Below are 26,325 nucleotides of genomic sequence, written 5' to 3' on the forward strand. Positions count from 1 at the left end.
TAGAAATTATTGCAGGAATTTTATTGGTAGTAGAAACGTAGCATTGCTACGTCTCTACATTTGGGGGAATGGCGAAATTTCATGGGGTGTAGGGGTATGAGAGAAAATCCTCACCATACACCCTGTACACCCAGTCCATTTACCAATCTACTGGCAAACCCAATTGTTCTAAAGCCTCGCCATTTTGCAACAGTGGTTGAATCTGGCTATCTATATGAATCCGACCACCGGAAAGTACCAAAGCGCGTTGAGTTACTTTTCCTAGCCAATGTAGTTCGTGTGAAGCTATTAACATTACCTGCACTGGCAACTTTAACAACACTTGGGCTAAGTGTCGCCGCCATGCCGGATCAAGACCATTAGTTGGCTCATCTAAAATTAGAATTGTTGGTTCTAAAGCTAAAATCGATGCGAGGGCTGCTAGTCTTCGTTGCCCTCCGGAAAGCTCGTGGGCAGAACGATTTGCATAGGCTTCTAGACCAAAATCTGCTAATAACTGCCTTGCTTTATCAATAGCAGTAGCTTTTGGTACGCCGTAATTACGCGGCCCAAAGGTAATATCTTCGAGGATGGTAGGCATGAAGAGTTGATCGTTGGCATCTTGAAAGCTAAAACCGATGTAACGACGTACTTGGGGTAAATTTCTCGGTTCTACGGGGATACCATTAATCAAAATTTTCCCGGTTTGCGGTTGTTTTAACCCGACCAAGTTTTCCAGTAAGGTACTTTTACCAGAACCAGTCGCGCCCATTAAAGCCACGCGATCGCCTCTATTTAAACTAAAGGAAATATTGTGCAATACTGACTCTTGATTAGGATAAGCATAAACTAAGTTCTGTACCTCAACGACGGCAGCGTTGGGGTGATAAGTGGAAGTTCCAGGATTAGAAGTTAAAGATTTCAAAATTTACAACTCAATATTCACAACATTTCTGTTATCTGGTAACAGCACCGGGAAGGTGGGAACTTAGGGTTAAACAAATAGCTATCGCCCAAGTTATTAACAACGCAAAACGCTCTTGTGGTCTGAATGACGCATCGACTGGCAATTGTCCTTGATAACCACGAGTTACCATTGCGGCATAAACTCTCTCGGCTCTATCTAGACTACGCAGGTATAAACTGCCAATCATGGCTGCACTGGCGTAGCGTAGCCATCCCGAAGTACCAGTTAGACCTCGTAGTTGCGCGCTACGGATCATTTGTGTCACCTCGTCTACCAAAATCTCCATATATTGCCCAGCTAACAGCAAGTTTTCTTTGATAGCAGCTGGTACAGGTAAACTTTTGAGGGCAATACCAAAACTGTGCGGCGGTAGGGTTAACAAAAAACTATTCATTGCAATCAGGCATACCAGAGAACGCAACAACAAAAAGCTGGCTCTCTCCCATCCCAAGGGCAATGCTAATAGCGAAAGAAAAATCAACTCTGTACCGACTAATCCTGCCATACGGCGTATTGGTACACGTAACATACTTGCCCATAACAGTGCGATCGCACCATACACACCCAACCAGGGCCAAGCATGATATTTCAATAAAGCTGCCCCCACCACAATCACTAGGGACAGATGTAAACGTAACGGTAAAGCAAATTTAAGCATTATTTGGTTTCACTACCTTGGCAATCCCAAAGGCAATTGCAAAGCAAACCGCAGCACCCAAAAGTCCTGCGATACTGGTGCCTATTGTCCCTAGGCCTTTAATACCGTAGTCAGCAAAGGGTGTCGGTATATTTACACGTATGTTGTCAGCTAAGTGAATAAAGCCTAAATTTTCAGCCACCCTTTCCAAACCGTCAGGCCATGCTGAGGCAAAAAGTGACAGCACACCGGCAATTAAAAAGATACTAACTACCGGAACCAACCATCCTTTAAATTCCGCTTGCTCTCCTGGTAACAAATCTGGTCGTGCGGCGATGAGATAAGCTAAAACACCACCAGTGATTAATCCTTCGCCAATACCAATCAAAATATGCACGCCAGTCATCGCTGGTAATGCTATGGCTATGGGTGCAGTTCCAGAAAGGCCTAATTCAATAGCACAAGCTATGGCAGCTACCACGACACTTATGCCAGCCCCTATCCCCGCCGCTAAAGGTAAACGCCTTTTGGAACCACCAAGCAATCGGTGCAAAGTTTGAGTTAAAATCCAGCCTACCCAAACACCAATTACGGCCATGTTTAAAATATTTGCTCCCAAGGCGGTAATACCACCATCGGCAAATAGTACAGCTTGAATAATCAAAACCGTGGCAATAGACAACATCCCCGCCCAAGGGCTACCTAAAACGATCGCGGCTAAGGTTCCCCCCAACAAGTGACCGCTAGTTCCTCCTGCAACCGGAAAATTGATCATCTGGGCAGCAAAAATAAAAGCAGTAGTTAAGCCCAATACAGGCGCGCGCCGCGTACCTAAAGCTGCTTGCGATCGCCCAGAAGCAATCACTAGTGCGATCGCACTTACCAAACTCGTCGCCCCTACTACTGGCCCAGAAACAAATCCATCAGGAATATGCATGATCTGCCCCGTTTTCAATGTGTCTACTCACACAATTAAATCAATATAACTACTGTATTTATATTAATAAAAAACAAAATTTTCTGGCTTTTTACAATGCCCTGGTAGGGGATTTTTCCTATTCCTTAAGGAAGATTGACAAGCAAATTTACGTTAATTATTTTTGTTATTTACTACGTTTAAGATTTTGTTAACTTTATTTAGAATTTAATATTTAAATTAAGCTAAATCTTCAGAACTTCAGAAAATTATGTAATTAATAAATGCTGATATTTAAGCGATGAAAGAGGGACTAGGGCTAGAGGCTAGGGGCTAGTATTTTGACTCAGCACTTGTCATTTAGAGAGTAGGAGGCAGAAGTAAGTACAGCAATTTGCTATCTAAATAAGATATAAATACAGAGGAATTCAAAAAAGATATTGTTTTGCTCTCTACTGCCTACTGCCTTTAGATATAGCAATCCTAAATCATTTGTGAACAACAACATACCCGACTTATCAAAGAAGTAGGGTATCTGAGCCTTTTCATTTTCACAAATCAACTAGGATTGCTATCTAACTAATGATGGACAGGAATTTCTAGGCAAAATTCACAGCCTTGTCCGGGTTGAGAAACAAAGTTGAGTTTGCCACGATGCTTCTCTACAACAATTTGGTAACTGATGGATAGCCCTAAACCAGTGCCTTGCCCTGGTTCTTTGGTGGTAAAAAATGGTTCAAAAATGTGCGATCGCAATTCTTCTGGAATACCACGACCATTATCCGCTATGCGAATTTGAATAGTATTTCCTTGTGTAACTTTTGTGCGAATCCAAATTTTTGGCTTGTCAGTCATTGTGCCATGAGCCATTAAGTCTTTCAGCGTATCAATAGCATTGTTGATGATATTCATAAATACCTGATTCATCTGGGCGGCATAGCAAGTGACTCGCGGTAAATTACCATATTCCTTAATTACTTCAATAGCTGAAGAATTTCTATCTGCTTGTAACTGATGTTTCAGAATTAACAAAGTACTCTCAATACCTTCATGTAGATCAACAGGTTTCATTTCTGCTTCATCTAGCCGTGCGAAGGTGCGTAATGACAAAACTAATTCAGAAATTCGGTCTGCTCCCATCGTCATAGAATTCAGCATTTTGGGCAAATCCTGAGCAATAAAGTCTATGTCCAGTTTTGCTGATTGTTCTCGAATTTCTGCTCTTGGTTTGGGATAATATTTTTGATACGTTTGTAGCAATTTTAGGATATTGTCTACGTACTCAGACAAATAAGTGATATTGCCGAAAATAAAACTAATAGGATTATTAATTTCGTGAGCTATGCCGGCCACTAGTTGTCCTAAACCAGCCATTTTTTCACTTTGAATTAACTGGCTTTGAGTTTGTCGCAATTCTTTGAGAGTTTGTCTAAGTTCTTCCTTTTGCCGTTGAGTTTGTTCGAGTAATTCTGCTTGTTGGAGTCCTACTCCTAACTGATTACCAATTTGTACTAACAAATCTACTTCATCTTCTTGCCAGTCACGCGCTACTGTGTTGTGATATGCAGCTAATAAACCCCACAGTTTATCGCTCTGAAAAATTGGCACAATCATATATGAGCGAGCTTCCATCAACTGGCTCAAAGAAATGTATTGATGAGCATCTTGATTTTTATAAATATCTCTAACTACAAGAATTTTTCCTTTAGCAAGGTCTCCTCCTTGGGTTTCTTGTAGGTAGTCATTAGCAATTACACTCAAAAGTTTGCGTACTGAGTCCCAACCAGGGGCTACAGACTCAGCCACAAATTCACCACTCCAATCAGGGCGGAAACGATAGATTGTCACCTGATCCACTTCTAATAGTCGCTGGACTTCTCTTGTACTGGTGACAAAAATTGTGTTTAAGTCAAGAGATTGGCGGATTTTCTCGACTGTTACAGCTAATGCTTTTTCTCTTTCTGTAGCTTTTCGTTCTCGTTCAGCCGCTTTAGCTAGTTGTTCAGCTTGCAATTGCACTTGTTTCAATGTTTCTGCTTGCTGTAATGCTACTCCTAGCTGTATCCCTACTTGAGCTAGTAAGTTGATTTCTTCATCTTGCCAATAACGGGGATGAGAGTTTTGATAAGCTACCAACAACCCCCACAGCTTTTCACCTTGGGAAATTGGTACAAACACTTCATGGCGGGGATATTTGCCAGCTTGTGTTTCTTGTAGCAACACGCGTTCTGTAACAGGCTGGGGTTTTACAATTGGAGTCCAACCATCGACAATCGAATCAGCAACAAATTCACCACTCCAGTCAGGGTAAAAGCGATAAATTGCTACTCGCTCTACCTGTAAAAGTCGCCTAACTTCTTGGGTAGTGGTTTTAAAAATAGCGTCAATATCTAGCGATTGACGGATTTTTTCAACGGTATTTGCTAACGCCCTTTGGCGTTCAGCAGCTTTGCTAATTTCTGCTGCTTGAAGCTGCATTTGCTGTAAAAATTCTGCTTGTTGTAAAGCTACACCTAGTTGAGTACTAACTTGGGTGAGTAAGTAGACTTCATCTTCTTGCCAATCGCGGCTGCCACTGTTTTGATATACTGCCAATAACCCCCAGAGCTTTTGACCGTGGTAAATGGCAATAATCACGTAAGCTCTGGCCTGATAGCTTTCTAAAACTTTGAGGTAGCAATTAGTAAAACCATAGTCATAAACATCATGACAAATGCGGTATACTTCACCTCTGGTGAAGCGTCCACCCTCAGTATCTTGTAAGTAAGTATCCATCACTGGGGTTTGGGCTAATTCTTTAACGCTACACTCGCTGACATTATCTTTTAATTCCGGTTGCTGCGACTGTTCGTTAATCAGAGAAATCCAACCCTCTGCTACTGATTCAAAGACAAATTCACCACTCCAATCGGGATTGAAACGATAAATAGCGACGCGATCTGTATTTAACAACTGGCGAATTTCTACAGTGGTAGTGCGGAATATACTTTCTAAATCTAAAGATTGGCGAATTTTTTCGACTGTGATGGCGATGGTTTTTTGCCATTCAGCTGCTTTTGCTCTAGCTTTTGCTTGTGCTAGTTGTTCCGATTGTATTTTTACTTTTTCAAGGTAATCAGCTTGTTGTAAGGCAACTCCCAGATGGGCCGCGATGAGTTGGACAAACTCAATTTCCGATTCTTCCCATTGTCGAGAGTTACTACATTGATGAATACATAACAATCCCCATAACTCTTTACCTTTCATCAGGGGAGCCGCGATGTTAGCCCGTATTTGAAATTTTTCTAAAAGCTGGATGTAACAATCACTAGCACCAGCTTGATATATGTCGGCTATTGCATGAATTCGGCCTTGCTGATATTTAACAGCATATTCGGCAGCAAAGCAGTGATCGTGTAGTTTGGCTGCTAGTGCCGAAACCCATCCTAAGCCTACATCTTCGTAGATAATTTCCCCTGACCATTCCAACTCAGGATTAAAACGAAACACACCCACACGATCAGTTTTCAGCAACTGTCTGACTTCTGTGACTGTAATTTTAAAGATGGTGTCTATATCTAGTGACTCTCGAATACGGGCAATCACACCAGACAAGGCTTTTTGTTTTTCACTCTGATCCGGGCAGAATGTAATGTCTGGCTGATATTCGGATTGCTGAGAATTCAGTTGCATAGATTTTACACTAAAGGAGTTTTCCATGCCCAGGCGGACTTTAAATAACGAAAGTCTTCTACCTTAGAATTCCCTCACCGAAGGAAAAGGTAACACGCTGTGAGGACGCTTTATTTCAACTTTACTTATGCTGTTCGCAGGGAAAGCAATATTTAAAATCTAGATAAAATATTGCAGGGATGCGACATTAGCGATCGCATCCCTGCATCAACATAATTTAACTGCGCGTCTTACCGCTTTTTGGATGATGTTTTGGGTGGTGTGCGTCGCTGTTCGCGTTTTTCGGCTTCTCGAAGACGGCGATCGCGCCACTCTGCCACCGTCAAGTAGCCAACACCACCGGTTACTGCTAATAACAGCACCAGCGCAAGTAAAGCCAAAATACTTAGAAATGGACTTTCCACGATTAATCTACAGTCCGTTACGTCCCCAAACTACCATTGCAATTGACCAAGTAAACACAACTAAGAGTGATACCCATCCCAATGTCAAAATTCCCATAGTCTTAACTTTGCAATTAATTACGAAAGGTTTCTAATATTTATCATACCGGGAACGGTGAAGTCTGAAGTGTGAAGTCTGAAGCCTAATACTGTTTCACTTTAAGTTTGATACAAATAGACCGCAGGGGAGCAGAGGGGCAAAGGAGAAATTATTTGTATCATTTATAGAGTGAAATGGGATGGGCTTCGCTTTGGCACAAGGGTCAAGTGTAAAGGTTTCTTCTCCCCTTCTTTCACTGTTCCCCCTCTTCAATCCTCTTCTTCCCACTCCCCATTTTAAAATGAATGGAATTTCAGATACACAGTTGATGGCTGAACGGCTAGAGTCTCTCAAGGCAGCAATTATCGGCGGTTTATCGCTGGGTGTTGCTTGTTTGCTGACTAATTTGTGCAATTCTCTCGTGCTGGTAAAGTATTTTGATATACTCACAAGTCTGCAATTTACAGTTAATTTGCACTGGTTAGTAAGTTGGGCGATCGCTGGTTTTTCTGGTTTACTATTTGGTGTCACTTACCGCTATATCATCCGCCAAGACACAAACCCACAACTAAAAGCTGGCGGGGTTTTGGCTTTTGGCTTGGTGCGGGGGTTAGCACAGATAGATGCTGGCTGGAGTTGGTCTTTTGTAGTGCTGGCACTTGAGAGTGTGTTGTGGTTTGTTGTAGCTGCGATCGTACTTGATGCTGCTATCCGCATCGGCTGGGTTAAAGCTTTTCCTTCGGCTTAATCATTTCACTGTATTATGTATACTACAATGAAAGTATTTTAACCCAACAAAATTTATATGGATATGCCAACATCCCATTATTATCTGATAGTCGATTTAGAGGCGACTTGCTCTAATGATGGTAGTATTCCTAGCCATGAAATGGAAATCATTGAAATAGGTGCAGTGATGCTGAATCGAAAAACCTGGGAAATTGATTCCCAGTTTCAGCAATTTATCCAACCAGTCAGACATCCACAACTAACTGCTTTCTGCACTGAATTAACTACTATTCAGCAGCCAGATGTTGACCAAGCACCAAAATTTCTAGAAGCTATAACTCAATTCAAAGCATGGATAGATTTATTTCCTAATTATATTTTTTGTTCGTGGGGTAACTACGATAAAAAGCAATTTTTACAAGATTGTAACTTTCATCATGTGCCTTATCCATTTGCTTCAGAACATATAAATATTAAACAGGAGTTTTCTGATTATCTAGGCTTATCTAAAAGGTTTGGTATGAGCCAAGCGTTAGATATGTTAGGTTTAGAACTGCAAGGCACACATCATCGAGGTATAGATGATGCTCGTAATATTGCTGCTATTTACCGAAAGATAAAAACTCAAAAAGCTATCTGATGAAGTTATCAGCCAGAGGATAATTATAGATTAAATAATATATTGAAAAATTATATAGCAATCCTATTTGATTTATGAGAAAACACATAGATTTGACATCAAAACAAAAAGTCATATTTTATTCAGACTTGGCGATTTCTAATCGCCCAATTACTTCTAAATTTCTCATGAATGATTTAGGATTGCTATATACTATTTACAATTTGATGTTGAATTCCCAATTGTTGGCAAAAAGGTATAATTCTTGAGGATTTTGCTTTGAATAAAATCATTAAAAAAAGTTACACTGCATATTAAGGGAAATATTTAACCTGTTGTAAAACAAATTTGCAAATTAAACGATAAATGCAATTACCCAATCTTCTCCAAAGTCCTGCTTTTATCCAAAGATTACAGTGGGTTGTTAATCCTATAGGATTCATGGAAAATGCTGCCAAGCAATATCCTGACCTTTTCACGACTCAAGTGTTGGGTTCTCAGCATCCGCTCGTTTTTGTGAATCATCCGCAGGCGATTCAAGAGCTTTTAACTAATGATAGAAAAAAATTTGCCGCGCTGGGAAAGGAAAATAGAATTTTACAACCCTTACTGGGCAATTATTCTATTGTTATGCTAGAAGGCGATCGCCACAAACAACGTCGCCAGTTGGTTATGCCTTCCTTTCATGGAGACCGAATGCGAGCCTACGGTCAGTTAATTATTAATCTGGCGGAAAAAGTCTTCAATGAATTACCAAAAAATCAACCATTCTCTGCTCGGAGTGCTATGCAAGAGATTTCCTTGCAAGTTATCCTCCAGGCAGTTTTCGGCATTTATGAAGGAGAGCGTTGTGAAAGGCTAAAGCGTTTGCTGACGTTGATGTTAGATGTGTTTAAATCCCCTTTAAGTTCGAGCTTTCTGTTTTTCCCGTTTTTACAGCAAGATTTAGGCGTATGGAGTCCTTGGGGTAAATTTGTGCGGGATAGGCAGGAAATAGATAAATTAATTTATACAGAAATAGCCGAACGTCGAGAGCAAGACGATCCAAATCGGATTGATATCCTCTCGCTACTCATGTCAGCACGGGATGAAGCTGGTAATCCCATGACAGATGAAGAATTGCGTGATGAATTGATGACTTTATTGTTTGCTGGCCATGAAACTACAGCAACAGCAATGGCCTGGGGACTCTATTGGGCGCACCATCTGCCCACAGTTAAGCAAAAGCTACTTCAGGAACTAGATAGCCTTGGTGATTCCCCAGATCCCATGAGTATTTTCCGCCTACCTTATGTAACAGCTTTTTGTAATGAGACTTTGCGGATTTATCCCGTAGGTATGTTGACCTTTGGTAGAGTAGCCCAACAACCAGTTGAATTGATGGGATATACTCTAGAACCTGGTATGTCAGTATGTGGCTGTATGTATTTAGTCCATCAGCGTGAAGATTTATATCCTCAACCAAAGCAGTTTAAGCCAGAACGCTTCCTAGAACGCCAATTTTCTAACTATGAATTTATGCCGTTTGGTGGTGGGGTGCGCCGTTGTTTAGGTGAAGCTCTAGCTATATTGGAAATGAAGCTAGTATTAGCAACAATCTTGTCAAAATATCAACTTACACTAGCTGATAGTCAAGCAGAATTACCTCACCGACGAGGTATTACTTTAGCACCAGCGCGTGGTGTTCAAATGGTAATGACAGGAAAACGTGCGCCTCAACAATCTCCAGTTAGTTTGGCAAATGCCTAATTGTAGAGACGTAGCATTGCTACGTCTCTACATTAATGCAGGAAAATGGTATTACTGTCTTACAACCACAATTGCGAATTCTATTAGCAGCATGACACTGGCATTAGGCATGATCGAAATTTATGGCGTTCCCACAGCTATAGAAGTAGCAGACGCTATGTGCAAAGCTAGTCGTGTTATGCTTGTCGGCTATGAAAATACTGATTTAGGACGAATCACAGTCCTAATTCGCGGAGAAGTAGGCGAAGTAAATGTGGCTGTAGCAGTAGGTTTAAAAGCAGTCTTACGAGTCAATGGTGGTGAGTTACTTTCTCATCACATTATTCCTCGTCCCCATGAAAATTTAGAATATGTATTACCGATTTATCGCAGCAGCGATGTAGCACAATTCCATGCAGATATCCGTTTTCCGCCTCCTTTATCTGCGTAAGCAAGGATGAAGTGTAAAGTTTTAGCCTTCTGGCTGTTGACAAATAACAAATGACTATTGACAAATGACTAAATTCATCTCGCGGATGCAGGCGGTGCAGTCACCGATAATTCCTGTGGTTGGGGAACTGATTCAAAACTCTCCGGGAACGATTTCTCTAGGACAGGGTGTGGTTTCTTATAGTCCACCGCCAGAAGCGGTAGAAATTTTGCCGAAGTTCCTAGCTGAACCGACAAATAATCTTTACAAAGCAGTAGAGGGAATTCCCCTTTTATTAACGGCACTGACAGCAAAGTTGTCAAGCTTCAACAAAATTGAAATTAAAGATGATAACTGCATTGTTGTGACAGCCGGAAGCAATATGGCTTTTATGAATGCCATATTAGCGATTACTTCTCCTGGTGACGAAATTATCCTCAACACGCCTTACTATTTCAATCACGAAATGGCAACTACAATGGCGGGTTGTCGTGTGGTGTTGGTGGAGACTGATGAAAATTACCAGTTGCGTCCAGAAGCTATAGCCGCAGCAATTACGCCCAAAACACGTGCAGTTGTCACAATTTCGCCGAATAATCCGACGGGAGTTGTCTATTCAGAAGCCGCTTTGCGCCAGGTAAATCAAATTTGTAGCGATCGCAATATCTACCATATCAGCGATGAAGCCTATGAATACTTCACTTATAACGGTGTCAAACATATTTCACCCGGTGCATTTTCTGGCAGTAACAATCATACAATTTCGCTTTTTAGTCTTTCTAAAGCCTATGGTTTTGCTAGTTGGCGTATTGGTTACATGGTAATTCCCAAACACTTACTTATCGCTGTCAAAAAAGTTCAAGATACGATTTTGATTTGTCCGCCTGTGGTTTCTCAGTATGCAGCTTTAGGTGCTTTACAAGCCAAAAATGAGTATTTGCAGGAAAATATAGGAGAAATTGCCAAAGTACGCGATTTAGTTTTAGACTCTCTCAACTCTCTGCAAAATTTGTGTACTGTTGTCCCTGCTGACGGTGCTTTTTATTGCTTCCTGAAAGTGCATACTCAAATGGATACTTTTGAGTTAGTTAAACAACTAATTCAAGAACACAAAGTTGCAGTGATTCCCGGTACAACCTTTGGGATGGAAAGAGGTTGCTATCTGCGGGTTGCTTATGGTGCGCTAAACAAAGATAAAGCAAAAGCCGGTATTGAAAGATTAGTAAAAGGATTGCAAAAAATAATAATATAGCCACAGATGATATCCGCGTTCATCTGCGGTTAAATATTAAGAGCCAAAATAGAGCAAATGCCCACTATTCATCACTTAATTGAAATCCCCACTGAACCAAAAATTAATATTTACAACATCACGCCACAAATAAACGATTTAATTGCCACAACATCAATTAAAAACGGTCAAGCTTTAGTTTTTTCTCGTCATACAACAACAGCTTTGGCAATTAACGAGTATGAAGTGAGATTATTAGAAGATATTAAAGTATTTCTGCAAAAATTAGCTCCTGAATCAGACCGCTACTTACACAATGACCTACATTTAAGAGATGTACCTGAAGATGAACCGATGAATGCACATTCTCATTTGTTAGCAATGATGCTAAGTACAAGTGAAGTAATTCCAATTGTGGATGGGAAGTTGGCTTTAGGTACTTGGCAATCTGTATTGTTTTTTGAATTAGACGGGCCGCGTAAACGAACTGTATCTGTACAAATCTCTGGAGAGTAATTTACAGCAGGCAATAGGCAATAGGCAATAGGGTTATAAGTCTTCTAGTATATGGCTGTGTTCTTAAAATTCGTAGTTTATTTACCTGCAATCTGCTGTATTTTTGTTGAAGCCTCACTGTGCTGAAGCCACGGTGATTTTAATTAAAGATATACTAAATTTACGCATTTATAATGCCATCAAAAACTATGTAAATACAACATTGTTATTTAAAGGGAAATTTCTTGAATACTATCAATATTTGGTAATGAACCTTTTGTACTTTCATCAGTAGCTTGTGTGCGCTGACATCGAATCGCAAACTGGCAGCGATCGCAAGCTTTACTACTCTCGACTACTTGCGGAAATGGCTGACCTTGTTGGTAGAGTTCTAGCCAAGTTGTGAGATTATTTAACAGTTGGTTAAGTTTTTTTGCTGTCTGTTGGTGCTGTCTATTACTATAAGTAAATTTAATATTTTGTGGTCTACCTTCTGTTTGCACAAACCAATATGCCATCGAAATATTTTCTGGCAAGTATTCACTAGTCTCAGCTAAGACATACATATAAAGAAGTGTTTGCCAGTTTCGTGCTAAATTGCGTTTATCTGGTGGTTTAGGATAGGTTTTCCAGTCTAAAATTTGTGCTTGCTGATGATCGGCAATTAATAAATCGTAAATAACCGTTAGCAAATAGTCTTGAACTTGTAGGGTGCGATAGTGTTCGCTTTCTCGAAAGGTTTGGTTATCTGTTGCAGGTGTGATAATTTCTGGGGCTGCATTCGCAAAAGCAGATATCCAACTTTGAAGTTTAGCATCTGCTTGCAAGAGACTATTAATAGGTAAACCCATTTCTCGCTGCTGCATTAGCAGGTGAAAGCGACTACCTAAAGTTTGCTTTTCCTCGTGTTCGGGATTGGCGGGAGAATTAAGTTGTTCTAAATAAGTATGCTGAAACTGACGCGGACAACGTTCTAATAAATTAAGTTGTCCTTGAGATAGCCTAAGTAAGTAAGTAGGTGTTGATAGCATTCTTTTATTGTAGAAGCGATCGCAGTCATAGTAATTCTGAAAAGTTAGATCCCCGACTTCTTCAAGAAGTCGGGGATGTGAACATCTGCTACATAGCCTGTTTACTGTTTGTCTTTAGGCTTGTGAGAACCAAAACTGTAAACCATAGCTATTTTCACAAGATCAAAATATGCTGGATGATTTTCTTTGTTAACAATTGCTAAAGAAATTGACCCAGCCACTAAAATCACCAAAATTGGCGATAGTGTGTATTTATGAGATTCGTTGTTTGACATAACATCATCTCCTATTGATATGCCTTTGGCTAAGTAACAGTTAGCCAAAGGCAATTAACTAAGTTTGTCTTGTTAACTAGGGATTGCAACCTTAATTAAGTTGACAAAAAATTAACGCCACGACTCAAGAATCATTGCAATCATCAGCAGACATAACAAGAAGGCTACTGACCTCAAGAACCATAGCCATAAACTTGGCCAGAGTAAAAATTGTGTAATTGAGGCTGTACCAAAAACGTGAGAGATTACCAATGCCACTGCTAAACCAAGTGAAAACCAAAGTAAATACTTTAATCCTTGGCATACCAACTTAAAAAGCAGAATTCGCTCGTTTTTGAGATTAGTTTTCATGATTTTTGTCCTAATTTTGAGAGTTCTAGGGCATAAGCGTACCCGCGATAACTCTAAAGAAGGAGCAAATGCTTAAAGCTTGGCTCCCAACCAGTCAAGGCACGCAATAGTCCTACCAATCAATGCCAACAACCGTTGTTGAATTATTCAAATATTTGTGATGATGAAGATGAAACTCCTCGAAAAATTGCAGGGTATTTGAGAAATCCTTTCTTTAGATGCTCAATGCGCGTGATGACAGATAACGCACACTACGCGCATTAATACCTAAATGGTCTTTACAAAAGTTACAAACTTTTAAGTTGATGCTTTTAGCCTTTGTCTTCACCTCTTACTCACTAAGTTTCTTGACAAGCAGTGGCTAAAGTGACTTAAGTTACTTTCAACTGATTTAAACTCACTATAAAGTAACTTAGTGAGGTAGTCAAGGTAATTCTGATAAAATTATGCACAAAGGCATACATAAAAATAGATGAAGCGTGGGTTTTTACAGACTATTCCTCACTATGTGAGGTAACATTGGTTTGAAGTTAATCTGAGAGTGTGTATGAGTGAGATTCCTGAGCAGGTTCTTTTGGCATTAGCCCAAAAACGGAGCTTGTCTATCAGAGAGCAAGAGGTGTTTTTATATGCAGTTGAGGGCAAATCACCAAATGCGATCGCCAAAGAAATAGGTATTAGTGCTGAAGCTGTTCGTAAAAGATTAAGTGAGGTTTACAAAAAATTTGAAGTGAGTGGTGCTGGCCCTGGTAAGCTCACTAAGTTACAACAAGTGATTATCAGCGATTATCAAGCCTCTTCCCTGACTACCGAAAGAGTTTCCGAGCAAAAACGAGATTGGGGAGAAGCACCAGGAATCTGCTTTTTTTACGGACGGACTGGAGAACTTTCCCAGCTAACCCAGTGGCTTGTTAAAGATAAATGCCAACTGGTAGCAATTTTGGGTATGGGAGGAATTGGTAAAACTTCCTTATCTGTAAAGTTGGCATTAGAAGTACAGACTGATTTTGAATATTTAATTTGGCGGAGTCTTCGCAATGCTCCCCCAGTCAACGAAATGTTGGCAAATTTGATTCGATTTTTATCCGATGAGCAAGAAACAGATTTACCAGAAAGCCTAGACAATAGGATAAGTCTACTAATACATTATTTGCGCGATCGCCGTTGTCTTTTGATATTAGACAACGCCGAGACAATTTTACAAGCAGGTGTCAGCAAAGATTCCGGCAAAGAACTGAGTGCTGGACAATATAGAGATGACTATACAGGATATGGTCACTTACTAAAACGGGTAGGGGAAGAAATACATCAAAGCTGTTTAGTACTAACTTCTAGAGAAAAACCGCGAGAATTTGCACCATTAGAAGGCGATGCTTCACCAGTTAGAACATTATCTTTAACAGGTTTGGGAGAAGCCGAAGGTCAAGAAATTCTTAAAGATAAAAGTATATTTGGCTCACCACAAGACTGGGCAACATTAGTAGGAAATTATTCTGGTAATCCGTTAGCTTTAAAACTCGTTTCTGAGACAATTAGAGAATTATTTGGTGGTGATATTCAAGCTTTTCTTAAAGAAGGAGAAATTATTTTTGGTGATACGCGGGATTTATTAGAGCAGCAATTTGAGCGCACCACAGAGCTAGAAAAAGAAATTATTTATTGGTTGGCAATCAAGCGAGAATTAGTTTCTTTAGAAGATTTGGTCAATGATATTGTACGCCCGTTGACCAAACGAGAATTATTAGAGGCACTCGAATCTTTACGCAGGCGATCGCTCATTGAAAAAAGTGTAGCTTTATTCACCCTACAACCTGTAGTGATGGAATACGTCATCGACAGATTAATCGAGCAGGTTTGTCAAGAAATTACTACAGGCGATATTTCTTTATTTATGAGCCATCCTTTAATGGAAGCTACAGCTAAAGATTATGTCAGAGATATTCAACTTCGGCTGATTATCAAACCCATTAAAGATAGATTAATTAATATTTTTAGAATATCCAGGAATCTGGAATCTAAATTGAGGCAAATTCTCGACAATCTTAAGGATAACTTTTCTATTCAACCGGGATATGCAGGCGGAAATATATTAAATCTTCTGCATCAATTACAAATCAATTTAAGTGGCTATGATTTTTCTGAGTTAGCAGTTTGGCAAGCCTATTTACAAGGTGTAAACCTACACAAAGTTAACTTTGCTTATGCGGACTTATCTAAATCAGTTTTTACACAAACATTATGGCCGATTTTGTCAGTTGCTTTAAGTCCCGATGGAAAACTTTGTGCTATTGGTGATGCCAACAATCAAATTAAATTTCTACAAGTTGGCAATGGTCAGCCACTTTTTTCTTGTAGTGGTCATACTAAATGGGTTAGGTCAGTTGCCTTTAGTAATGATGGTAAGTTACTAGCAAGTGCCAGTGATGACCAAACAGTGAGATTATGGGACGTTCAAACTGGTAAATGTATTGCTATTTTACAAGAACATACTAGCCGTGTTAGGTCGGTGGCCTTTAGTCATAATGGAAAATTACTAGCCAGTGGTAGCGACGACCAAACAGTCAAGCTATGGAATATTCATCACAGTAAATGCCTTAATACCTTGCAAGGTCATGAGAGTTGGGTATGGTCAGTGGCTTTCAGTCCCGATAATCAAACTTTGGTGAGTGGTAGTGACGACCAAACAGTGAAGTTATGGAATGTTCACAACGGTAAATGTCTTAACACCTTGCAAGCACACATCCGTCCAGTGTGGTCAGTAGCTTTCAGTCCTGATGGCAAGTTAGTAGCTAGTGGTAGTGAAGATCAAACCGTAAAACTCTGGAATGTTAGTGATGGTAAGTGCTGTAAGACCCTGTTTGGTCATACCAATTGGGTATGGTCAGTAGCCTTCAGTCCCGATGGTAAGTTACTAGCCAGTGGTAGTGAAGACAAAACCGTAAAACTCTGGAATGTTAGCGATGGTAATTGTCGGAAAACCCTATCTGGTCATACTAATTGGGTCAGGTCGGTGGCTTTTAGTGGCGATGGAAAATTACTAGCCAGTGGTAGTGAAGACCAAACAGTAAAACTTTGGAATGTGAGCGATGGTAATTGTTTAAAAACTTTGCAAGGATATATTAATTGGGTGAGATCAGTTGCTTTTAGCCCTGATGGTAAGCTACTTGCAAGTACGAGTAATGACAAAACTGTAACATTGTGGGATGTTCAAGTTGGTGAATGCCTCAGAACCCTGCATGGTCATAGCAGTTGGGTGAGGTCAGTTGCTTTTAGCCCTGATGGTAACTTCCTAGCTAGTGGTAGTGAAGATAAAACAGTAAACATTTGGAATGTTCTCACTGGTGAATGTCTCAAAACCTTGCAAGAACATACTAGTTGGGTGCAGTCAGTGGCTTTTCATCCTAATGCCAATATTTTAGCCAGCAGCAGTGATGACCAAACTATAAAATTGTGGGCTCAAAAAACTGGTGAATGTCTCAAGACGTTGACAGGACATAGCAACCGGGTACAGGCGATCGCGTTTAGTCTCGATGGTAAATTACTGGCAAGTGGTAGTGAAGACCAAACAGTAAAATTATGGGATGTTGCTACTGGTGAGTGTCATTACACCATGCTAGGTCATACTAGTTGGGTGAGGTCAGTTGCTTTCAGTCCTGATAGTAAATTACTGGCAAGTGGTAGTGAAGACCAAACAGTAAAATTATGGGATGTTGCTACTGGTAAGTGTCATTACACACTGCTAGGTCATACTAGTTGGGTGAGGTCAGTTGCTTTCAGTCCCGATGGTACATTACTAGCTAGTAGTGGTGATGACCAAACTGTGAGGTTGTGGGATGTCTTAACTGGTGAAGATTTAACAATATTATTTGGACATGGTGACTGGGTGTGGTCAGTCGCATTTAGTCCAGATGGTTTAACCTTGGCTAGTGGTAGTCAAGATGAAACTATCAGGATTTGGGATCTTGAAACACAAGAGTGCCAATTAACACTCAAGGCTAAAAAACCCTATGAAGGGATGAATATTACTGGTGTTACGGGGCTAACATCAGCCCAAAAAGAGACATTAAAAGCTTTAGGTGCCGTAGAAAAGTAGAAAAATAAAAGGTAAAAGGGTGAAGTTTGATTTGATTTCATCCTTTTACCTTTTTATGTACCTGATGCTTATTTAATGTTAGCCCTTGCGTCCCTCACTGCGGCAATAAAAAATAATCCTGTCAGAGGAATACTTAATCCCAAGATAATTGCAGTAGTTTGGAAGCCTAAATCTGGTTGTCCATAACTGAGTTCAAACACCGAACCGACGGCGGCGATCGCTGTTATGCAAGACCCAGCTAGAAACAACCCGCTTTTTGGAGTTAAATACACTACTAGTCCCCTATGCTACTGGTTTCACTGCTTGATACGAGAAGCCATTTTTAGATAACTCCTGTGCCAAAGTCAAGGAATTCTCTACCCGGTCTACAAAGACTACACCGTTGAGGTGATCCATCTCGTGTTGAATACAGCGTCCGAGGAGGTCGTCAGCTTTTAATGTCTTGGGACGACCATATTCATCTTTATAAGCAACTTCCACTACTTCTGGACGCTTTACATCCATGTAAACGTTGGGAATACTCAAACATCCTTCTTGAGCGACGCAAATCTCTTTGCTTACTTGCTTAATTACAGGATTAATTAATACCAGTGGTGGATTTGCGGGATTATCTGGTTCGCAGTCGATAACGATTAATTGTTTATTAATTCCTACCTGGGGCGCAGCCAAACCAATGCCATCACTGCTGTACATAGTTTGCAACATTTCGCGTACCAGCTGACGCAGTTCGTCATCAATTTTTGTAATGCGTTTTGCAGGTTGACGCAACGCGCGATCGCCCAGATAGTGCAACTTCAACGGCGGATTTTTTAACTTTTTTTTCTCAACAGCAATTTCGGAGGGCATGATTTTTTCGATGGCTCAATTGTGCAAATTCCAACTATCTCAATTCTATCAATCCCAGTTAAAACTCATATTTTTACTCTGAAACGCCCTCATCAATGAATTGTATGAATTAGCAAACCTTTGCTTACCTTTGCTCTGACCTCAGCACTCCTCTGCGTTTAAAAACTCTAAAATTAATTTTACGTAATCAAAAATCAACAGCTTGGCGGAACTTATAGCTGATTGGTTATAGAAAGTTGTACATTGCCATCAAGAGCAACTCACAACTAACAGCTAGATATGAACTTCCGTGACGAGTTTAAATTGCTGCTACGCGCCCGTTACCCTTTAATTTATATTCCCACCTATGAAGAGGAACGGGTAGAAGCAGCCATCCGGGAAGAAGCAGCTAATCAAGGTAATCGCCCTGTTTATACTTGGGATTTTGTCGATGGCTACCAAGGGAACCCCAATGATGCAGGTTTTGGGCGACGCAATCCTTTACAAGCTTTGGAATTTTTAGAAAAATTACCAGCCTCAGCCCCCGCAGTATTAATTTTACGAGACTACCACCGTTTTTTAGAGGATGTAGCGATCGCCCGCAAACTCCGCAATTTTGCCCGACTCCTGAAGTCACAACCGAAAAATATTGTTCTGTTATCCCCCCGCATCGCCATTCCTGATGATTTAACCGAAGTTTTAACAGTTGTCGAGTTTCCCTTACCCGCCGCACCGGAAATTAAAACCGAGATCGAACGCTTACTTCAAGCCACTGGTAACTCACTTTCTGGGAAGGTTTTAGATGACTTGGTGCGTTCTTGTCAAGGGCTGTCTATGGAACGCATTCGGAGAGTTTTGGCGAGAGCAATTGCTACTCACGGCGAATTGCAACCAGAAGATGTAGATTTAGTTTTGCAAGAAAAACGCCAAACTATCCGCCAAACTCAAATCCTCGATTTTTATCCCGCAACGGAGCAGATTTCTGACATCGGTGGATTAGATAACCTCAAAGATTGGCTATTACGGCGTGGTGGTTCATTTACAGACAAAGCGCGTCAGTATGGCTTACCCCATCCCCGTGGCTTATTGTTGGTAGGTATTCAAGGAACGGGGAAATCGTTAACAGCCAAAGCGATCGCTCATCACTGGCATTTACCTTTGTTACGCTTAGATGTAGGGCGGTTATTTGGCGGTTTGGTGGGTGAATCAGAATCACGCACACGTCAAATGATTCAGGTAGCAGAGGCCCTTGCACCCTGTATATTGTGGATTGATGAAATAGACAAAGCCTTTTCCGGGCTGGGTAGCAAAGGCGATGCAGGCACAACCAGCCGGGTGTTTGGGACTTTTATCACTTGGTTAGCCGAAAAAACCTCACCTGTATTTGTTGTAGCTACAGCTAACGACATCCAAGCCCTACCGCCAGAAATGTTGCGAAAAGGGCGGTTTGATGAAATTTTCTTTGTCGGTTTACCTAGTCAAGAAGAAAGAAAAGCCATTTTTAACGTTCATTTATCCCGATTACGCTCGCATAATTTGAAAAGCTATGACATTGACAGATTAGCTTATGAAACACCCGATTTTTCTGGGGCAGAGATAGAACAAACACTCATTGAAGCCATGCACATTGGCTTTAGCCAAAACCGCGATTTCAATACCGATGATATTTTAGAAGCCGCCAGTCAAATCATCCCCTTAGCGAGAACGGCTGTCGAGCAAATTCAAAAACTGCAAGACTGGGCGGCCGCTGGGAGAGCGCGTCTAGCCTCAAAACACAGCCCCTTGAGTGATGCCTTTGGCAAGCTACGCTAAAGCATTTCAACAGCATTAGAGTAAAGGGAACAGGTAACATATCTCCCTATTGCCTGTTACCTTTCATCCTTCACACTTGACTATTGACCATTGAACGTTGACCATTGACTATTGACTATTGACTATCTAATTTAACTATGCTTTCTGGTTTACTAAAGTTAATACTAGGTTTTGTGCTAGCGATCGCTGTGTTGTTAGGTACAGGTTTGACAGTAGCACTTTATTTCGTGAATCGAACTGCTATACCCCCAGCCAAGCCAACATTTGTTAACGATAACCCCGCGTATAAAAAAGAAACTACTAAAGAAGCCAAAGCTGAATCCACTTCTGAGCCTACGCCAGAATCCTCCCCAACTCCAACTCCTAGCGAAACCCCAACTCCCGATGAATTGCCACCCGGAGCTTATCAAGGACGTGTTACTTGGTCTGAAGGTTTAAGTTTACGTGCAGAGCCAAATCAGAGTTCTGAAAAGGTCGGTGGAGTAACTTTTAATCAAAAGATTATCGTTTTAGAAGAAAACCCAGATAAAACTTGGGTCAAAATTCGTCTCGAAGGTAGCAAACAAGAAGGCTGGGTAAAAATCGGTAATATCGAACGTACCAACTAAAGTCGGAAGTAAAAATAAAATTACGTAAACAAAAAGATCCCCGACTTCTCAAACAAGTCGGGGATCTGAGCCTAAAATATGGGGTTATTTACCCTAAATCTAAAAAATACTTAAAATCTCCATAACAGCCACTATCAACACTGAGTAAAAGTGGTATATTTTTATATATTCATTTATTATTAAACTTAGGTGTAATAAAAGTTCTAATTTATCTTTACTCATCGTTAATTACGAGCAAAAATTCTTGCACATAGCCAGAAAACTATTTGCCCTTAGTGATGTAAATACTTATTACTTCCTCTATCACTAGTTAAAAGATAAGTCTGAAAACTTATTTACTCCTGCCTAAATCAGGGAACTGTCATCACCAAAAACTGAGTTAAAAATTATGGAAGCCATTGGTTATCTTCATATTGCCTCTGCCTACGAGGTAGCTGAAAACATCGAGGTTGTTCCTATCAAATTGGAATTGAAATTTTTGGAATGGCCTAAGCTGTCTAGTGTAGCAGCCATGCGTCTTTTATCTGTTACACTAGCGATCGCACTTTTGAATGTAGCTAACCAAGCGATAGCACTCCAGCAAGTAGGTACTCGTGGTACAGAAGTAACATTTATTCAACGGTGCTTAAAAAATTTAGGTTATTTTAATGGCCCTGTAACAGGTACATTTGCTAATTTAACCCAGAGGGCAGTAACTCGTTTCCAACAAGCTAAGGGGCTGGCTGTTGATGGAGTAGTTGGTAATAATACTCGCCAAGCTCTGCAACAATCCTGTCAAAGTGGAACCCCTAGCCCAAATACCAATGGGCAATTGCGCGAAGGTAGTAGAGGACAAGCTGTAGCTCAACTACAACAAAATTTGCGTCAGTTAGGCTATTTTAATGGGCCAAGAACTGGTTATTTTGGCTCCCAGACACGCCAAGCCGTTATCCGGTTTCAACAAGCTTCGAGAATACCTGCTAATGGAATTGTTGACAGTAGAACTGCCCAAGCACTACAAAGTAACTTGAATGTAGGTGGTGAATATCCAGTTTTGGCTGAAGGTAGCCGCGACCCAGCAGTCACCAGGTTGCAACAACGTCTGCGGGATTTAGGCTACTTCAAGCAAAATCCTACTGGGTATTTTGGAAACGTTACCAAAAATGCTGTGGCTGCATTTCAGCGCAAAGCGGGCATACCTGGAACTGGGGTTGCTAATTCCCAAACTTGGGATGCACTCTTGAATACTGCCCAAGTTCCAGACAGACCTAATACTAATACTTCATCTCAACAAGTTAGAGATGTGCAACAACTTCTCTTAGATTTGGGATACTACAATGGCAATGTCACGGGTACTACTGGCACTCTGACGCGGGATGCGATTGTGCAGTTTCAGCGAGATAATGGGCTAACTGCTGATGGCGTGGTCGATAGCCAACTTGTAACCGCAGTACGTAAAGTTTGGACAGCAAAATATTCTAATCAAAATCAACCCACCAGGACAGTTCTCTCTACAGGTGCAAAAGGAGAGAATGTCAGGACAGTTCAACAGCGACTATCAGAATTAGGTTATTACAAGCGCACTGTAGATGGTGTTTTTGGCGACTACACGAGAAATGCTGTATCACTATTCCAAAAAGAGTATCGCATCAACCCCACTGGTAGAGTAGATGGGCAAACTTGGCAAGCTTTAGGTTTCGATAATTCTGTCACTGCAATTCGTCCGGTGAGCAATCGCTATTATGTAGCCGCAGTACCAATGCAAAATATCGATACCCTCGACAGAGTGCGTCGCTATGTACCCAATGCTTTCTCTGATGTCTCCATGTCAGGAAATTATGTGAATGCAGGGGCATTTAGCGATCGCTCCGTCGCCGAAAACCTCACCAAGATGTTGCGTTCCAAGGGGTTAAATGCAAGGGTACAGTCTATTTAGTGTCATTCGTCATTGGTATTGACTATTGACCATTGACTTTTGACTAAACCGACAACCTGATCTGTGAACCTTCCTGGCTTTTATTCACCTCAATTCGGGCTTGGAAGGCTTCTTTGAGGTGGGGCATATGAGTGACTGTGAGGATGCAGGCAAAGTCGGAGGCGATCGCATTGATAGCGGCTATTAGGCGATCGCATCCTTCTGCATCTTGTGTACCAAAGCCTTCATCGACAATTAGCGTTTGCAACGCCGCCCCCGCCCTCTGTGCTAATAATTTTGCCATTGCCAAGCGAATGGCAAAGTTAATTCTAAATGCTTCGCCACCAGAGTAAGTTTCGTAAGCCCGTGTTCCCTTAGCATCGGCAATTAATATGTCTAAGGTGTCTATCAACTTGGCATTCTTCTTAGTTGATTTGCCACTACGTCCTGCTCTTTGTGTAACAAATTGTACGTGCAGTTGATTGGCACTCAAACGTGCTAATAGTTGATTTGTCTCTGCTTCTAGTTGCGGTAACACATTTTCAATCATCAATGCTTGGATGCCATTTTTACCAAAAGCTTGCGCTAACTCGTGGTAAACACGATACTGCTTTTTACAAGCTTGCAACTGTTGTTGTTGTTCTTCGTACTGAACTTGCAAAGTTTCTAATTGATGCGCCAGTTGTTCTAAACGTCCCAACTTGGCGATTTGTTCATCTAATTGTCGCCTGCGGATAGCTAATTGTTGTTCTAAAGCTTGGATTTGCTCAATTGGGTTGGCTGACTGCGCTAATTGCTGCACAATTTCATCAATTTGGTTGGCAAGTTGTTGTCGCTCGTTCACCCTTGCATTTTTAGAAACTTCCAACTCTTGCAATCTGGCTTGCAATTGCGGATATTGCTGTTGGGCTGACAACAACTGTTGATAGCGTAACTGCCATGCTTGGGCTTGGCGGATAGATTGGCGTAAGTTGTTGTGTTGCTCTGAACTGTAAGCAATTTCGGCTATCTGGCGTTCTAAAGCTAAAACTTGTCTAGCACAATCAGAATCAGTTTGCTCTTGCTTGATTTTGGTTTGTAATTGAGCAATAGCCGCTTCTAATTCTGGTTTACGGGCTACTAGTTGAGTTTGGCGTTTGAGCGCATCTTTGATTTGCCCTTGTTTAATTTCTGCCCACCGCCATCTTTCAACTTCACTCCGCGCTAAGGCATGGTCTTGCTCATTGTAATTTAATTTTTGCAGATATTCTTCTACTTGCTGTAGTTCTGCTTGTTTGTCTGGTGCGTAATCACCAGTGTGGAGCGATCGCTCTAAATGTTCTCTTTCTGCTGCTAGTTGTTGTAACTGTTCTTCTGCATCACTGGTTGATTCTAGTTGAGCAGCTAATTGTCCTCGCTGTTCTCGCAAAGAGTCATAAGGGGATAGATTTTGCGATACTTCTCGATATTTCTGTCTTAGTACTTGAATTTCTCGATCTGTACAAGCCAATTGTTCGCGGAATACCCACAATTGTTCCTCAGTGTCTTTGTACTCTGCTTTGGTTTTATCAGCAACACGATTCCAGTGATGCTCATCCAAAGGACGTTCGCACAAGGGACAAACTGCATCAGGGTTGCGAAGCATTTGCAATTTTTGATCTAATTCGCCCAATAACCTTTCATATTCTCGTTGCTGGGCTTGCAACCGTTCAATAAAGTGTCTTCTTTCCTGCCCTTTTTCTTGAATTCGTTGCAGATAAACTTTGTCTTTCTCCATTTGTTCAATCTGCATCGCCACCGCCATGACTGCTTGTTGCAGTTGTGGTTGGCGTTGAGAGGCGCGTTGCAGTTGGTTTTGGGTAGCTTGTATTTGTTCTAATCTTGCTACTAAACCAGCTTGAATTCTATCCAAGTGAATTTGCAAACTTTGTCGCTGTTGCAATAACGGCGAAACTTGCATTTGCAGTTCATCCAACTGGGTAACGCGGCGACGGGCGGCGTTGAGTTGTCCTAAAGCAGCTTCAACTTCCCCTGATTTACTCAGAGTATGTTGAATTTCTTGTTCCTGCTGTGCTAAAGCTTCAAGTTGGGCTTGGGCTTGTTGCAGTTGTCTTTCAATTTCTTGAACTTGCTTAGATAGTTGCTGCTGTTTGTGTTGACGGAGTGCAGTGGCGCGGGTGTGTTCTTCAAATTTGGCAGCAAAAGCTTCTTCTTGAGCTTGTAGACTTTGGTAATGGGCGTAACCTTGTTTTATTTCCGCTTCTTGATTTAAGATAGCTACCAACTCTGCAAGCTGCGTTTTAACTGTTGATTGTTCTTGATGGAGGCGATCGCAATCTTGCGTTAAATTTTGATATTGTTGCCTGACAAAGCCCAGTTGTTGTTCCCAATTTTGCCTTTGGTGCTGTACAACCTGCAAACTTTGCAATTGAATATTGTCGAAAGCTTGCACCTGTTGCAGTTGATTGAGTTGAGCTTCTAATTCTGTCCTTTGAATTTCTGTTGTTTCGCGTTGTTGCAGTTGGCTTTTAATTGATTCCAAAGAACGCTCTAATTCTTCAGTTCTGGCTTTAAATTGGCGGGAAGATTCTTTGGCTCTTTCCTCTAAATCATCATACTGCGTCAGCTTTAACAACTCTGCCAAAATTTCCTTACGTTCCGTCGGGCGTTTGAGCATGAATTCATCAGCACGACCTTGACGCAAGTAAGCAGAATTAATAAAAGTATCGTAATCTAACTTGATGTGTTCTAAAATCAAATCCTGTGTTGCCCGTACTCCTTTGCCAGTGAGGGGACGAAACCCAGAAGGTGTTTCAATTTGAAATTCTAAAACGCTAGTTGAACCGCGAATTCTTGTGCGAATGATGCGATACTTTTGTTGGTTAATTTGGAAGGTGAAATCAACACGAACTTCTTTTGCACCGGAATGGATGACATCATCTTCGGTTGAAGCCCGACTTTCACCCCAAATTGCCCATGTGATAGCTTCGAGCAGAGATGATTTACCTGCTCCATTAGAACCAGAAATACAAGCCGTATGCAAACCACGAAAATCTAAAGTAGCATCACGGTAACTAAGAAAGTTTTTGAGGATAAGTTGTACTGGGATCATTGAGGCTATAGCGCCACATCTACGATTTACTTTACGAGCAGTACAGATGCACTCTTGTTAGTTTAACTAGGTGATTACCAGGATTCTAGTATTAAAGTCCGTATTTTTACGAAATTTAACAATATTAACGTGAGTTTGATAGAACGAAAAAAGAGTAGGAGGTAGAGCAGGTAAATTTTTGGGGTAGATGTCAAGGGAAGGTTTTTGAGATAAATAAGTGTATGCAGCTAAACCAGCCATCAAATTGACCAAGAAGTTAAAGACGCTACGATGACGAGAATTGTAAAAAACAACATAGCAACATCAAACACTAAAGCATCAGTTCCACAAATCTTGTATAGCTGACTAAATAGTCTCAGCTTTTTTCTGGGCTTTTTTCAACCCGTCGAACTCACGTTAACATTAGTTGTTGATATTAGGTGTAAGGATAAAAGGGTATAAGGTGTAAGAGTTTTGCTC

Annotated in this window: 22 protein-coding genes; 10 read left to right on the forward strand and 12 right to left on the reverse strand. The window is 40.9% G+C overall.

Going from position 1 to position 26,325, the window contains the following annotated elements; genetic code table 11:
• Positions 1 to 139: 139 nt before the first annotated feature.
• From H6G76_RS09045 to petN, 6 genes are all read right to left on the reverse strand, one after another.
• Entirely contained in the window at positions 140 to 904 is a 765-nt protein-coding gene (locus H6G76_RS09045) for an energy-coupling factor ABC transporter ATP-binding protein (protein WP_190698651.1), read from the reverse strand.
• A gap of 31 nt (positions 905 to 935) precedes the next feature.
• Positions 936 to 1,604 (reverse strand): energy-coupling factor transporter transmembrane protein EcfT, encoded by a 669-nt coding sequence (locus H6G76_RS09050; protein ID WP_190698653.1) that lies wholly within the window; start codon positions 1,602 to 1,604, stop codon positions 936 to 938.
• Complete coding sequence (locus tag H6G76_RS09055; RefSeq protein ID WP_190698655.1) at positions 1,597 to 2,520, reverse strand: energy-coupling factor ABC transporter permease; 924 nt, start codon at positions 2,518 to 2,520, stop codon at positions 1,597 to 1,599. Before H6G76_RS09055 ends, H6G76_RS09050 begins: the two co-directional genes overlap by 8 nt.
• Positions 2,521 to 3,078: 558 nt before the next feature.
• The gene (locus H6G76_RS09060; protein ID WP_190698666.1) at positions 3,079 to 6,198 is read right to left on the reverse strand and encodes a GAF domain-containing protein; all 3,120 of its coding nucleotides are present in this window, start codon (positions 6,196 to 6,198) and stop codon (positions 3,079 to 3,081) included.
• A 203-nt stretch (positions 6,199 to 6,401) separates the two neighbouring features.
• Positions 6,402 to 6,575 carry a hypothetical protein gene (locus tag H6G76_RS09065; protein ID WP_190698669.1) on the reverse strand — a complete coding sequence of 58 codons (174 nt, stop codon included), beginning with the start codon at positions 6,573 to 6,575 and terminating at the stop codon, positions 6,402 to 6,404.
• Between the two features lie 7 nt (positions 6,576 to 6,582).
• Positions 6,583 to 6,672 (reverse strand): cytochrome b6-f complex subunit PetN, encoded by a 90-nt coding sequence (gene petN / locus H6G76_RS09070; RefSeq protein ID WP_083468698.1) that lies wholly within the window; start codon positions 6,670 to 6,672, stop codon positions 6,583 to 6,585.
• Between the two features lie 283 nt (positions 6,673 to 6,955).
• Here petN and H6G76_RS09075 point away from each other — a divergent pair, with 283 nt between their 5' ends.
• The 6 genes from H6G76_RS09075 to H6G76_RS09100 all read left to right on the forward strand — a co-directional run bounded on the left by H6G76_RS09075 (position 6,956) and on the right by H6G76_RS09100 (position 11,907).
• A complete protein-coding gene (locus tag H6G76_RS09075; RefSeq protein WP_190698672.1) occupies positions 6,956 to 7,402 on the forward strand; it encodes a hypothetical protein in 447 nt (148 codons plus the stop codon).
• Between the two features lie 57 nt (positions 7,403 to 7,459).
• The gene (locus H6G76_RS09080) at positions 7,460 to 8,023 is read left to right on the forward strand and encodes an exonuclease domain-containing protein (RefSeq protein WP_397333657.1); all 564 of its coding nucleotides are present in this window, start codon (positions 7,460 to 7,462) and stop codon (positions 8,021 to 8,023) included.
• A 345-nt stretch (positions 8,024 to 8,368) separates the two neighbouring features.
• Positions 8,369 to 9,751 carry a cytochrome P450 gene (locus H6G76_RS09085; protein WP_190698677.1) on the forward strand — a complete coding sequence of 461 codons (1,383 nt, stop codon included), beginning with the start codon at positions 8,369 to 8,371 and terminating at the stop codon, positions 9,749 to 9,751.
• A gap of 91 nt (positions 9,752 to 9,842) precedes the next feature.
• On the forward strand, positions 9,843 to 10,181 hold the full coding sequence (locus H6G76_RS09090; protein ID WP_190698870.1) for a carbon dioxide-concentrating mechanism protein CcmK: 339 nt from the start codon (positions 9,843 to 9,845) through the stop codon (positions 10,179 to 10,181).
• A 64-nt stretch (positions 10,182 to 10,245) separates the two neighbouring features.
• Positions 10,246 to 11,412 carry a pyridoxal phosphate-dependent aminotransferase gene (locus H6G76_RS09095; protein ID WP_190698679.1) on the forward strand — a complete coding sequence of 389 codons (1,167 nt, stop codon included), beginning with the start codon at positions 10,246 to 10,248 and terminating at the stop codon, positions 11,410 to 11,412.
• A 57-nt stretch (positions 11,413 to 11,469) separates the two neighbouring features.
• Positions 11,470 to 11,907, forward strand: a complete 438-nt coding sequence (locus H6G76_RS09100) for a secondary thiamine-phosphate synthase enzyme YjbQ (protein ID WP_190698683.1) — start codon at positions 11,470 to 11,472, stop codon at positions 11,905 to 11,907.
• A 209-nt stretch (positions 11,908 to 12,116) separates the two neighbouring features.
• On the opposite strand, the gene H6G76_RS09105 is transcribed toward H6G76_RS09100, so the two are convergent.
• The 3 genes from H6G76_RS09105 to H6G76_RS09115 form a co-directional block, all read right to left on the reverse strand.
• Complete coding sequence (locus tag H6G76_RS09105) at positions 12,117 to 12,917, reverse strand: PD-(D/E)XK nuclease family protein (protein WP_190698686.1); 801 nt, start codon at positions 12,915 to 12,917, stop codon at positions 12,117 to 12,119.
• A 101-nt stretch (positions 12,918 to 13,018) separates the two neighbouring features.
• Entirely contained in the window at positions 13,019 to 13,192 is a 174-nt protein-coding gene (locus H6G76_RS09110) for a hypothetical protein (protein WP_190698688.1), read from the reverse strand.
• Positions 13,193 to 13,303: 111 nt separating this feature from the next.
• Positions 13,304 to 13,543 (reverse strand): hypothetical protein, encoded by a 240-nt coding sequence (locus H6G76_RS09115; protein ID WP_190698691.1) that lies wholly within the window; start codon positions 13,541 to 13,543, stop codon positions 13,304 to 13,306.
• 547 nt (positions 13,544 to 14,090) lie between these two features.
• Between H6G76_RS09115 and H6G76_RS09120 the strand changes: the two genes are divergently transcribed.
• Positions 14,091 to 17,636 (forward strand): NB-ARC domain-containing protein, encoded by a 3,546-nt coding sequence (locus H6G76_RS09120; protein WP_190698694.1) that lies wholly within the window; start codon positions 14,091 to 14,093, stop codon positions 17,634 to 17,636.
• A gap of 68 nt (positions 17,637 to 17,704) precedes the next feature.
• Here the strand turns inward: H6G76_RS09120 and H6G76_RS09125 are convergent, their stop codons facing one another.
• On the reverse strand, positions 17,705 to 17,908 hold the full coding sequence (locus H6G76_RS09125) for a hypothetical protein (RefSeq protein WP_190687843.1): 204 nt from the start codon (positions 17,906 to 17,908) through the stop codon (positions 17,705 to 17,707).
• 10 nt (positions 17,909 to 17,918) lie between these two features.
• Positions 17,919 to 18,482 (reverse strand): peptide deformylase, encoded by a 564-nt coding sequence (def, locus tag H6G76_RS09130; protein WP_190698695.1) that lies wholly within the window; start codon positions 18,480 to 18,482, stop codon positions 17,919 to 17,921.
• Positions 18,483 to 18,761: 279 nt separating this feature from the next.
• On the opposite strand from def, the gene H6G76_RS09135 reads away from it, so the two are divergent.
• From H6G76_RS09135 to H6G76_RS09145, 3 genes are all read left to right on the forward strand, one after another.
• Entirely contained in the window at positions 18,762 to 20,273 is a 1,512-nt protein-coding gene (locus H6G76_RS09135) for an AAA family ATPase (RefSeq protein WP_190698698.1), read from the forward strand.
• A gap of 137 nt (positions 20,274 to 20,410) precedes the next feature.
• A complete protein-coding gene (locus H6G76_RS09140) occupies positions 20,411 to 20,881 on the forward strand; it encodes an SH3 domain-containing protein (RefSeq protein ID WP_190698701.1) in 471 nt (156 codons plus the stop codon).
• A gap of 388 nt (positions 20,882 to 21,269) precedes the next feature.
• Positions 21,270 to 22,796, forward strand: a complete 1,527-nt coding sequence (locus H6G76_RS09145; protein WP_190698704.1) for a peptidoglycan-binding protein — start codon at positions 21,270 to 21,272, stop codon at positions 22,794 to 22,796.
• A 43-nt stretch (positions 22,797 to 22,839) separates the two neighbouring features.
• Here the strand turns inward: H6G76_RS09145 and sbcC are convergent, their stop codons facing one another.
• Positions 22,840 to 25,866 carry an exonuclease subunit SbcC gene (sbcC, locus tag H6G76_RS09150; RefSeq protein ID WP_190698706.1) on the reverse strand — a complete coding sequence of 1,009 codons (3,027 nt, stop codon included), beginning with the start codon at positions 25,864 to 25,866 and terminating at the stop codon, positions 22,840 to 22,842.
• Between the last annotated feature and the right edge of the window lie 459 nt (positions 25,867 to 26,325).

Origin of the sequence: Nostoc sp. FACHB-152 (assembly GCF_014697475.1) — a bacterium.
Taxonomy (GTDB): Bacteria; Cyanobacteriota; Cyanobacteriia; order Cyanobacteriales; family Nostocaceae; genus Nostoc_B.

What these genes read in the sequence shown, in the direction of transcription:
- H6G76_RS09050 (WP_190698653.1), bottom strand. Translation starts at nt 1,604, where the DNA reads ATGCTTAAATTTGCTTTACCGTTACGTTTACATCTGTCCCTAGTGATT.
- H6G76_RS09055 (WP_190698655.1), bottom strand. Translation starts at nt 2,520, where the DNA reads ATGCATATTCCTGATGGATTTGTTTCTGGGCCAGTAGTAGGGGCGACG.
- H6G76_RS09060 (WP_190698666.1), bottom strand. Translation starts at nt 6,198, where the DNA reads ATGGAAAACTCCTTTAGTGTAAAATCTATGCAACTGAATTCTCAGCAA.
- petN (WP_083468698.1), bottom strand. Translation starts at nt 6,672, where the DNA reads ATGGGAATTTTGACATTGGGATGGGTATCACTCTTAGTTGTGTTTACT.
- H6G76_RS09075 (WP_190698672.1), top strand. Translation starts at nt 6,956, where the DNA reads ATGAATGGAATTTCAGATACACAGTTGATGGCTGAACGGCTAGAGTCT.
- H6G76_RS09080 (WP_397333657.1), top strand. Translation starts at nt 7,460, where the DNA reads ATGGATATGCCAACATCCCATTATTATCTGATAGTCGATTTAGAGGCG.
- H6G76_RS09085 (WP_190698677.1), top strand. Translation starts at nt 8,369, where the DNA reads ATGCAATTACCCAATCTTCTCCAAAGTCCTGCTTTTATCCAAAGATTA.
- H6G76_RS09090 (WP_190698870.1), top strand. Translation starts at nt 9,843, where the DNA reads ATGACACTGGCATTAGGCATGATCGAAATTTATGGCGTTCCCACAGCT.
- H6G76_RS09095 (WP_190698679.1), top strand. Translation starts at nt 10,246, where the DNA reads ATGACTAAATTCATCTCGCGGATGCAGGCGGTGCAGTCACCGATAATT.
- H6G76_RS09100 (WP_190698683.1), top strand. Translation starts at nt 11,470, where the DNA reads ATGCCCACTATTCATCACTTAATTGAAATCCCCACTGAACCAAAAATT.
- H6G76_RS09105 (WP_190698686.1), bottom strand. Translation starts at nt 12,917, where the DNA reads ATGCTATCAACACCTACTTACTTACTTAGGCTATCTCAAGGACAACTT.
- H6G76_RS09110 (WP_190698688.1), bottom strand. Translation starts at nt 13,192, where the DNA reads ATGTCAAACAACGAATCTCATAAATACACACTATCGCCAATTTTGGTG.
- H6G76_RS09115 (WP_190698691.1), bottom strand. Translation starts at nt 13,543, where the DNA reads ATGAAAACTAATCTCAAAAACGAGCGAATTCTGCTTTTTAAGTTGGTA.
- H6G76_RS09120 (WP_190698694.1), top strand. Translation starts at nt 14,091, where the DNA reads ATGAGTGAGATTCCTGAGCAGGTTCTTTTGGCATTAGCCCAAAAACGG.
- def (WP_190698695.1), bottom strand. Translation starts at nt 18,482, where the DNA reads ATGCCCTCCGAAATTGCTGTTGAGAAAAAAAAGTTAAAAAATCCGCCG.
- H6G76_RS09135 (WP_190698698.1), top strand. Translation starts at nt 18,762, where the DNA reads ATGAACTTCCGTGACGAGTTTAAATTGCTGCTACGCGCCCGTTACCCT.
- H6G76_RS09140 (WP_190698701.1), top strand. Translation starts at nt 20,411, where the DNA reads ATGCTTTCTGGTTTACTAAAGTTAATACTAGGTTTTGTGCTAGCGATC.
- H6G76_RS09145 (WP_190698704.1), top strand. Translation starts at nt 21,270, where the DNA reads ATGGAAGCCATTGGTTATCTTCATATTGCCTCTGCCTACGAGGTAGCT.
- sbcC (WP_190698706.1), bottom strand. Translation starts at nt 25,866, where the DNA reads ATGATCCCAGTACAACTTATCCTCAAAAACTTTCTTAGTTACCGTGAT.